The sequence below is a fragment of the Arthrobacter sp. P4_H3 genome (genome assembly GCF_056400885.1).
Genome location: NZ_JBFUKK010000026.1, coordinates 38063 through 47554, shown reverse-complemented (window position 1 = coordinate 47554; position 9492 = coordinate 38063). Strand labels below are relative to the sequence as shown.

The 9492-nt window shown below is 61.8% G+C and carries 8 protein-coding genes; 4 read left to right on the top strand and 4 right to left on the bottom strand.

Annotation, left to right across the window (positions count from 1 at the left end):
• Window positions 1-108 precede the first annotated feature (108 nt).
• The 3 genes from AC1DRE_RS22835 (at window position 109) to AC1DRE_RS22825 (ending at window position 3542) form a co-directional block, all read left to right on the top strand.
• A complete protein-coding gene (locus AC1DRE_RS22835) occupies window positions 109-1041 on the top strand; it encodes an isocitrate lyase/PEP mutase family protein (RefSeq protein ID WP_476986775.1) in 933 nt (310 codons plus the stop codon).
• A 389-nt stretch (window positions 1042-1430) separates the two neighbouring features.
• Window positions 1431-2642 carry an acyl-CoA dehydrogenase family protein gene (locus AC1DRE_RS22830; RefSeq protein WP_476986774.1) on the top strand — a complete coding sequence of 404 codons (1212 nt, stop codon included), beginning with the start codon at window positions 1431-1433 and terminating at the stop codon, window positions 2640-2642.
• Between the two features lie 219 nt (window positions 2643-2861).
• A complete protein-coding gene (locus AC1DRE_RS22825) occupies window positions 2862-3542 on the top strand; it encodes a riboflavin kinase (protein WP_476986773.1) in 681 nt (226 codons plus the stop codon).
• 265 nt (window positions 3543-3807) lie between these two features.
• Here AC1DRE_RS22825 and AC1DRE_RS22820 read toward each other — a convergent pair whose 3' ends face one another.
• On the bottom strand, window positions 3808-4869 hold the full coding sequence (locus AC1DRE_RS22820) for an IS110 family RNA-guided transposase (RefSeq protein WP_476986772.1): 1062 nt from the start codon (window positions 4867-4869) through the stop codon (window positions 3808-3810).
• Between the two features lie 398 nt (window positions 4870-5267).
• Between AC1DRE_RS22820 and AC1DRE_RS22815 the strand changes: the two genes are divergently transcribed.
• Window positions 5268-5756 (top strand): hypothetical protein, encoded by a 489-nt coding sequence (locus tag AC1DRE_RS22815; RefSeq protein WP_476986771.1) that lies wholly within the window; start codon window positions 5268-5270, stop codon window positions 5754-5756.
• A gap of 6 nt (window positions 5757-5762) precedes the next feature.
• Here AC1DRE_RS22815 and istB read toward each other — a convergent pair whose 3' ends face one another.
• From istB to AC1DRE_RS22800, 3 genes are all read right to left on the bottom strand, one after another.
• Window positions 5763-6551 carry an IS21-like element helper ATPase IstB gene (gene istB / locus AC1DRE_RS22810; RefSeq protein ID WP_476986770.1) on the bottom strand — a complete coding sequence of 263 codons (789 nt, stop codon included), beginning with the start codon at window positions 6549-6551 and terminating at the stop codon, window positions 5763-5765.
• Window positions 6551-7768, bottom strand: coding sequence for an IS21 family transposase (gene istA / locus AC1DRE_RS22805; RefSeq protein ID WP_476986769.1), 1218 nt, complete (start codon window positions 7766-7768; stop codon window positions 6551-6553). The genes istB and istA overlap by 1 nt, the downstream gene beginning before the upstream one ends.
• Window positions 7769-7999: 231 nt before the next feature.
• Window positions 8000-8842: an SDR family NAD(P)-dependent oxidoreductase gene (locus tag AC1DRE_RS22800; RefSeq protein WP_476986768.1), complete on the bottom strand. Its 843-nt coding sequence runs from the start codon at window positions 8840-8842 to the stop codon at window positions 8000-8002.
• Window positions 8843-9492: the final 650 nt, after the last annotated feature.

Genomic DNA, 9492 nt, shown 5'->3' with positions numbered 1-9492 from the left:
ACCACTTACACAACGAGCTAAGCAGCTGCATCCGCTAACAGCTTGAACACTCCACAGCTACTCCGGCTGCAGTTCAGGGTATAGTGCAGCACCCAGAAAGGAACAACGATGTCTCCGAATGGAAGAAGGACAAGACCCGCGTCCGCAGCCTCTCGGCTGCGGGAGCTGATCGCCGGAGAAGGACTCGTGCAGATTCCGGGTATTCACGATCCGTTCTCGGCACGGGTGGCGCAGGAACTTGGTTTTGAAGCGGTCACGATCGGTGGCGGGGTGACCGTGTCGGTTGCCTATCACGTAATGCCTGACATGACCATGCTCTCTACACGTGACGTTATTGAGGTGGCGCGCGGTATCACTCGGGCCATCGATATCCCGCTTATTGTGGATTTCGACGATGGTGGCGGAAACCCGCTGCAAGTCCGTCAGGCCGTCCAGATGGCGGAGGCAGCGGGTATCGCAGGCATGATGATCGAGGATACTGACTTCTCGTACCCCAAGCACACGCCGCCCAAGGAGCTGGGCAACGTGATGCAGTTCAAGGACAACCACCACCTGACCCGGGATGCAGCGGTCCAGCGGGTTCGGGCGGCTGTGGAAGCCCGTCGCAACCCCGACACGGTCATCATCGCGAGAACGGACAGCGCCCTCATATCGAAGGAAGAGGCGCTGCTGCGGATGCGGCTGTTCGCTGAAGCGGGAGCCGATGTCATTAAACCGACACATTTCGCTTTCGAGGACGCTGCGGAAGCGGTGGAAGCGTCCGGCGGCGTGCCGGTGATGATGGTGCCAATACGGCTTGGTAGTTCGACACGGGAAGAGCGTGAACTCGCGATCCAGAACGGCGTGAAGATTCTGCTCGATCCCGTCCCAGTGTCCTATGCGATCTACGAGGCAGCGATCAAGACTCTGACGGAGCTCAAGAAAACCGGTACGGTCGACGCAGATTATTCAAGCACCGCAAAATTCGTCCAAGAGACGATTCGCTACCGCGAGTGGGGCGACCTGGCCGTCCGCTATCAAACGTCGGGTCCTACGCCGTGACTTCAGCATGCGCATCCCCGACGTGCTGCAGTGCGCAATACGAAACAGCGCGGGGAGGTCACCGGTGCACCCGTGCTCGACAGCAATGACGGGAGAGGCAGTGTTGCCCCACCATCACCTGTTGCCACCATCGCAGATTAGTGGCGCCCGAGTGGTATCTATCTCTGCAGACAGCACGACACCTCGGCACTTTGATCGAGTCGCAGGCACAGGTGCGGCTTCACAAGCGTCTAGGTACTGTTGCTGGGAGGGACCAGGGCTGATGGCTCGCGTCGCTGCATTCTCAAGGCGGGCGCCGTGACAATCGGGCTCTTGGGGCCTCAGCACCAAGAGCCGTGCCAACACATCCGTCCACACTCCAAACATCTCGCCCTACGGAGGTCAACATCATGGGGACAGTAACCACCGCACCTGATATCCACACCGCTCACGAGTCGGATGAAGCGCAGAAGTGGGTCGCCGTGGCGCGGTCCTTGGCGCCGCTCGTCGAGTCCGAAGTCCGGCAGGCCGCTGAGGACACCATTATCACGTCGAAGGTCATCCAGGCTTGGAAGGATGCCGGTCTGTACGGCGTGCTGCTGCCCAAGCACCTCGGCGGTGCGGGCGTTGATGACGTGACGTACCTCCTGATCGCAGAAGAGATATCCCGCCAAGACGCCTCGGCGGGTTGGGTCTACGCCAACCATCAAACAGGGACCCTGTTCCCTGGGATGCTGCTTCCGGAGGAGGCATTCCGCGAGCTGATCGGTCCGAACGCACAAGGCATCGCTTGTGGCGCGGGAGCACCGGGAGGAACGTTCGGGACCGCAAAGCGTGTCGACGGCGGATACCTCGTGAAGACGGGACCTAGGTTCTTCGGATCTGGATCGCAGCACGCAACGCGAGTTGTCACACGGGTGGCCCTGATCGATGATGATGACGAGATGTTGATCGGCCATGATGGGGAGCCGATCATTGTCTTCATCTGGGTCGATCCAAAGTATGTGGTGTGGTCCAACGATTGGAATCCGTCTGGCCTTCGCGGGACGGGCTCGGGGTCCTACCGTGTGAAGGAACACGTCCTGGAGACGAAGTGGATGGCAATCGAAGATGTGAAAGGGTTCCCCGACGATCCAGCCTTCGCCCAGGGATTTGCCGCGGTGCCGATTCTGCACCACGTCGGCTTGGGGCTCGGCTTGGCGAAGCGAGCTCTCGAGGAGATGGCGAAGTCCGCTCGCGGACGGCGCCGCGGCGACGTGCCGTCAGTCGACAACTATCCCCTGTTCCAATATGACTTCGTCCGCATCGAGTCGCAGTACCAGGCGGCTCGCGCGTTCGCGCTGGACTCCTACAGGAAGTTGTGGGAGGCGACTGCGGAGCACCGCTTGACAGACCTGCATATTACGCGCATCGAGCAAGCGAGCCTCAACCTTTATCGCGTACTTGACGATGTCATCTCAACGTCATCGCTTTGGGCTGGTTCGGACGTCATCCCGGAGGACGGCATCTTTGCCCGCCTCAATGCAAACGCGCGTGTCGCGATGAATCATCTTCTTGTGGGCCCGCAACAGTTCGCTCACATCTCGCCGCCATTGATTAAGTTGTGGCAGGGCGAAGACTGAACGATAGATTCGGGTTCGGGAGCGGGTGGCGAACGCCGCGAGGGTTGAGGAAACCAGGCGCGCTCGGGTGATGGAAAGCTCGCGCCATCGACGCGTTTGGGTTTACGGCCGGGCGGGTGAGTGGAGCATTAAACCGCGAGTCAATTTCGCAGCAACCGCTCGTGAGAAGAAAAACACCGCTTCATCACGGGATGGATAGTGAGAAGGATCGAGACAAGAGTGAGTGACCTGACCAAGGTGGTCGAGGGCAGAGTCGTGCAGGGAGACAAGAGGAGCCGCACCCTCGGGTTCCCGACAGCGAATATCGACGGCGGCGGTGCGCTTGAACTCGATGGTGTCTACGCTGGCACCCTTGAGCTGGAAGTGGGGGCCGACAAGAGGAAGTATGTCACGGCCGTCTCTGCAGGCCGCCGCCCCACCCTGCGTGAAGGCGGCGCACAGCTGATCCTCGAGGCTCATATTCTCGACTTTACGGGTGACTTGTACGGACGGGACGTGCGCGTTGAGCTTCATACGCGGTTGCGACCCCAATTCAGGTATGTCGATGCCCCCACCCTGATGCGCCAGCTGCATTTAGATGTCGAAGCCGCACGCGCTTGGGCCTTCGCGAACGGCCTTGAATATCTGCTAAAACCACCATCGGACGCGGCCGAGTCTTCGGAGCTGGACAGTCGGGGTATTCGCTCGCGACCTGTCATCCGTCGGAAGAACCAGGGAGGTGCCGCAAAGAGCGCAGAGCGCCGCCAACTTCGCCAGCAGCGGCTTGAACAGGCAATCGATGAATGCCGTGACCGAAGACAACTCTCTCCGGAGTGGCTGGCACAACGAACTGGCCTCCCTGTCGGATTTGCCCGGTGGTATCTCGAGTCATCGAAGAATGTGATGTCCCCTTCAGTTTAGTTCGCGATTTGTCCTCGACGAGGTGAAGCATCGTGCAATGATCGGTGAGAACTGTCTAGGTTGATGATCTGGTCCAAGCAATTAGTGCACGATTTCGGATTTTAAAGTCCGAAGTCTCCAAGATCTGGGCCACCGGGACCGAGAGGTCGTGGCGTGTCGACCGCGCAACACCTCGGCTGTCAGGGATGGTCGAAAAGTGAGCCATTTCGCGGGCTTGGCAACTAGTGGTCGACTCTTCTATGTCTGTCAACCGCGTCCGTCGCATCTACCGCGCCGCGCTGAGCGTGCGGTAGATGCGGCGGGCCAGGTAGCGTTTGGTGCAGCGACGTATTTCCTTGTCCGTACGACCCTCGGCGCGTCGCTTCTCCACGTACTCGCGGGTTTCGCCGTCATGGGTCATCCTGACGATCGCAACCATGTGTAAGGCACTGTTCAGAGACCGGTCACCGCCCCGGTTCAACCGGTGCCGGACAGTGTTCCCGGAGGACGCGGGTATTGAATTTACCCCGGCCAGAGAGGCAAATGCTGCCTCGTTACGGACCCTGCCTTCGTGCGACCACGCGGCGAGGCACTTCGCAGCGCTGATCGCCCTGAACCCCGTCTCCTCCAGCAGCGGTGCGGCCTCGCTGACCTTCACCAGATCGTCCAGCTGGTTCTCGTTGGCCTTGAGTTGCTCATCCAGCGCCAGGACGTGTTTGGCCAGCCGCACGGCCTCGACACGGGCGATGGACAAGGAAAGCTCTTCCTCGCGGGAACGCCACTTTGAGACTTCCGTGATCTGGGCGTCTGTGAGCTTCTGGCGGGCATCGATGCCCAAGTCGTTGCCCCGCACCAGCGCGTTGAGCGCGTTGACCGACCGGGTCCGGTCCTTGCTCATGGATCCCCGCGCCGTGACCAGGATCCGCACGCCCTGGCGAACCCCATCATGAAGGCGCGGTCGGCGCAGCTTGCCCACCGGCAAGGGCAGAACGGCCATGGCGATCCGGTGGGCGTCCAAGGCATCGGACTTGCCCACGCCCCGACTCTTCTTGGCATCCATCGACGGGGCCTCGGCGACTGGGAACCCGTGGGTAGCCACGGTGCCGGTGAGGATCGCACCGTAGGATGCGGCTCCTTCGATGACCCAGAGGGTGTCTGCATCAGCGTTGGTGCGGCGTGCGACCCATTTGATGGCCCGGCCGATCCCGGCTGCAGTAGTGGGGAAAGACTGCGTATCCAGTAGTGCGCCGTTGGTCGCGTCGAAGATGGCGTAGACATGGTTTCGGGCGTGCGTGTCGACACCCACGACAAATGGATGGGCACGCGCGACGATAGACATGGCGGTCATTCGTACCTTCCACTTAACGGATGTAGTCATGGCCGTCACCGGCCGGCACCAGTCCGGGAAGAGGTCACCAAAGGAACAGCACTGTGATGGGCCACGCCCCGCAAGGGGTGGGCAATCTTCTGATCAAGCTACCGAGGTGGGCCGGACGAGTGCCGGCCGGACCACCCCGATGGACGGACAAGTCGACCGAATGACACCTGGGGTCAGTTGCAACATGAGTCACGTCCACAAGGTGGAACGGGCCGATCACTATCCTGCCAGCCAGTCCCAGACCAGCTACAAACACTCTCACAGTTGCAACACCTGAGCTTTTCGGAGTTGCGATTGGGTAGAGATGAACCACCACGAAGTCACGGGACCCGCCAAAGAACGTTGCACGGGTTCACTATGATCAGCTGATGAAACAACTGATGGGCAATTCCGAGGCCTGCCGAATCGTCGCAATCAGCCGTAGTTCGGGCACTCGGCGGCACGGTCACACAGTTATTCTGAAGTCGGGCGATGCGAAAAAGATCCCTCGCATCTCCCATCTGAAACCAGCCGCGATTTCTGCCCGGTTTCTCTCCGAATCCGAAACGATCACGATCGCGGACCTCCTGCATGCCGGGCAGAGCATTCGCGCTATCGCAATAAACTGCGCGCAATCCGTCGACCGTGAACAGAAAGATCCGTCGGAACAACCACGAACCATCTGGCAACTACCGGCCACGGACAGCAAAGCGCAGCGCCGAACAGACGGAGCCGCCAGCGGACAGGCAAGATTGCAAAGAACCCTGCACTGCACCCGCGTTCGTGGTCGACGTACTCACGCGGACCGGAGCCTGAAGAGTTGTCAGCGCTGGTCGAAAAGTGAGCCATTTCGTGGGTTGAAAAGTGAGCCACGTTGACGTTGGTTATTCTGCCGTATTTTCCGGTCTTGTCGAGGGCAGAGAGTCTGTTTGTGCATGTTTGAGCCGGTAGCTGGAGCCTTTGAGGGTGACGACTTCGGCGTGGTGGACGATGCGGTCGATCATGGCTGAGGCGACGACCTGGTCCCCGAACACGTCTCCCCAGCGGGCGAACGGCAGGTTCGAGGTCAGGATCAGCGAGGCGTGTTCGTAGCGTGAGGAGACGAGCTGGAAGAACAGGTTCGCGGCGTCCTGCTCGAACGGAATGTAGCCAACTTCATCGACGATTATCAGCCCGTAGCGGCGCAGCCGGACCAGCTCCTGCGGTAACCGCCCACCTTGATGAGCAGCCTGGAGCCGGGCGACCCAGTCGATGGCGGTCGCGAACAGGACCCGGTGGCCCAGCTGGGTGGCGCGCAGCCCCAACCCGGTGGCGAGGTGGGTTTTCCCGGTCCCGGGCGGCCCGAGCAGGACGATGTTGGACGCCTCGGTGAGGAACGCACCGGTGGCCAGGTGCGCGATGGTGTCGCGTTTGAGGCCCGGCTGATGGTCGAAGCTGAAATCCTCCAGCGACTTGCGGGCAGGGAACCCGGCGGCTCGGGCACGCATCTCGGCTCCGGAGGCTTCGCGGGCGGCGACTTCCCGGGACAGGACCGCGGCGAGGTATTCCTCATGGGTCCAGCCGGTCTCGCGGGCCTGGTCCGCGAGCCTGGCTGCTGCTTCCCGAATCCGTGGTGCCTTCATGGCCCGGGAGTAGTACTCGATCTGGCCGGCGGTTTCTTTGGCCTCGGTCATCAGGCGACCTGCCCGTCATCAAGGACGACACCGAAGGCCCGGTCGTAGTCAGCCAGATCCCGCAGCCCGGCCGTGTCTGCTGCAGGTGGGGGATTTTGGAAGGCTTTCCGCAAGGTCTTGGCGGCTTCGACGTGGTCCGGATCGGTGATCGTCAGGCCCTTGCCCCAGGACCTTGCGTGGTTGCCGACGCAGCGTCCGTCCAGGCTGATCGTGACTGTTTCCAGGTCAGCGGTGACATCGACGAACCTGCCGATCGCCTGCGGATGCACGGAGTAGTCGTTGGACCCCATACGGACGTAGTAGTCCCGCGGGAGCCGGACCCTGGCGGCGAATCCGGTCACGGGTGGAACCGGCGGCAGCCCCAGCATCGCCGCCTTATCCTGTCGGATCAGCTCCGCGGGCCGGGCCCCGGTCCGACGGACCAGCCGGGCATTAGCCAGCTGCAGCCACTGGCTGAGCTGGGCGTTGAAGTCCTCCGGGGACGTGAAGGTCCGGCCGGGCAGGAACGAGGTTTCCAGGAACTGGTTGGCCCGCTCCACCACGCCCTTGCTCTCCGGGTCGTAGGGCTTGACCTGCACAATCCTGGTCGCGAGGACCCCGGCGAACGCAGCGACTCCGGCGGCGTAGCTGTTCCGCCGACCGATGCCGGTTTCGTTGTCCCAGATCAGCCGACGCGGCACCGCACCCAGGGACCCGATCAGCGCCCACATCCCGGCCAGCAGGTCCCCGGTCATCCGGGACGGGATCATCCGGGCCATGATGAACCGTGAATGCGAGCACACCATCACCAGCACCGGCAGAACCCTGGGCTTTCCAGTCCCGACGGGTATCCGGACCTCGGGGAACCACAGGTCGCACTGCGCCTGATCGCCGGGGTCGTAACTGATCCGGTCCGCGGGATCAGCAGGGGCATACTCCGGCCGGATCCTGGCCACGTTCTCCCGGAACCACGCCGGGGACCCGGACCAGCCCACACGTTCGGCGAGCACCGTCGCAGGCATCCGCGGGTTTTCCCGCAACAGCGCCCTGATCGCCGGTTCCACCGCCTTGATCCCGGAGTCCTGCGCCGCACGCACGTAGGTCGGCGGGCCCTCAGCGCTGACCGCTTTCGCAACGGTGTTCCGGGAAATACCCAGCCGCGCCGCTATCGACCTCATCGACTCACCCTCGGCAAGATGCAACCGCCGAATAAGCGCCCAATCCTCCACTGTGATCACCCACCCAATCGTTTGGAACAGGTGGCTCAGTTTTCAACCGTCACAATGGCTCAGTTTTCGACCGTCACCGACAAGAGTCTCGCCTTCAGGGATCCAAGACACCGTTAGACACCGTCGCGACAATCATCAACATGCCCTTCTCGAAGTAACGAGTTGATCACAGCACGTGCACTCGCCAGGAGCCGTTGGATCGGTGAATATGCACTTCATGACGAGGTCCGTCTGCGATGGTCATGCCGGCAGTACGTCGTGGGCGCCCGCCTCGTAATCGCGTACCCGGCGCCCTAGAGTATCCAGCGGCGCGGGATGGGTGAGGCAGTAGGGACGGTTCTGCTCGATCGCCTCGATGACCATCGCGCCGATAAGATGGGGCTCAATGGCCTTATGATAAGCGGCGGCCGGCCGGACCGACTCGTAGGGCTTCACCCCCCGTACCTCCGAACGCTCGGATGCGTCACGCAGACGCTCGCTGGTGGCGATCCGCGTGGTGACCACCCCGGGGTAGAGAACCGTGACGCCGATCGGGTCACCCTGGTCCTCGAGTTCGGCCCGGAGCACCTCTGAGATACCGTCCACTGCGGCTTTCGACGCCGTGTACATCCCGTGTCCCGGCACCTCATCGAGCGTGACGAACGACGAGGTGTTGACGATGTGGCCCCGTTTCCCCTGGGCTCGCATGCGCGGAACGAAGGACAGGATTCCGTTGACGACTCCAAAGTAATTGATGCGCATCATCCATTCGAAGTCCGTAATGGAGGCGTCCCACACCGCGCGGAAGGGGCGCATAGACACACCGGCGTTGTTGACGAGGACATCGACCCTGCCGCGGCGCAGGAAGACCTCGTTGGAGACTGCCTGCATTGCCTGTGCGTCGCCGACGTCGACCTGCATCGCCTCTGCCCGGCCGCCGTGGCTGAGGATGTCCTGCACGACCCGATCAGCTGCACCCATTTCGATGTCAGCGGCGACGACGATGCCTCCGCGTGCTGCGAGCTCGCGGGCGATCGACTCGCCTATGCCGCCCCCGGCGCCGGTGACGAACGAGACGGCGCCGTCCAGGCTGATGGTCTCCATAACTAGTCCTTTCGTATGTGGCCGCTCCCATCGGGCAACGCAGCGGTGAGAGCCCTGCGGGTGTGGTGTCTGGGAGCACCCTCTGTGGTCCCAAGTCGTGCGCCACTGAAGAAGTTTGCCGAGGGTGGGTGCTGCGTCGATCATACAACTGGATTCGTATTCAGACTAGTGCCAGCGCACAAGGGGAAGGAGCTGAGGCCAGTGGGGGCCTCCGGGCTCTGGTGGGCGTCAATTCCCCGCTTCCTACCGGCGCCGCCCGGGCTACTCTGGCTGGTTTTGGGCAGACCATCGCTAAGCCGTCACGGAGACAGGCCCACGGCTCGTTCATGAACCAGCCAACCCGCTGACCATCATCAGGCGCAAGCAGCACTTCAAATTCGCAAGCCCCAAGACCCCGCCGAGCTCCAATAACCATTGCGGGACAGCCTCTTTGGATTCGTATGTAAGACGCGTTGACATCGTACCCAAAGGACCGGTACCGTGGCGTGAGGAACGTCACCGTTGACTGCTTCAAATCGCGTGGTTCGCAACGGTGGATACGAGTCCGGAATCTACGCGAACGGAAAATTAATGAGAAGTAAAGTGGGTCTCTCGGAGTTTGAAGTAACGTCTGAGCCGACCGATATGCCCATGGTTTCGCCTAGGAGCAA

What these genes read in the sequence shown, in the direction of transcription:
- AC1DRE_RS22835 (WP_476986775.1), top strand. Translation starts at nt 109, where the DNA reads ATGTCTCCGAATGGAAGAAGGACAAGACCCGCGTCCGCAGCCTCTCGG.
- AC1DRE_RS22830 (WP_476986774.1), top strand. Translation starts at nt 1,431, where the DNA reads ATGGGGACAGTAACCACCGCACCTGATATCCACACCGCTCACGAGTCG.
- AC1DRE_RS22820 (WP_476986772.1), bottom strand. Translation starts at nt 4,869, where the DNA reads ATGACCGCCATGTCTATCGTCGCGCGTGCCCATCCATTTGTCGTGGGT.
- AC1DRE_RS22815 (WP_476986771.1), top strand. Translation starts at nt 5,268, where the DNA reads ATGAAACAACTGATGGGCAATTCCGAGGCCTGCCGAATCGTCGCAATC.
- istB (WP_476986770.1), bottom strand. Translation starts at nt 6,551, where the DNA reads ATGACCGAGGCCAAAGAAACCGCCGGCCAGATCGAGTACTACTCCCGG.
- AC1DRE_RS22800 (WP_476986768.1), bottom strand. Translation starts at nt 8,842, where the DNA reads ATGGAGACCATCAGCCTGGACGGCGCCGTCTCGTTCGTCACCGGCGCC.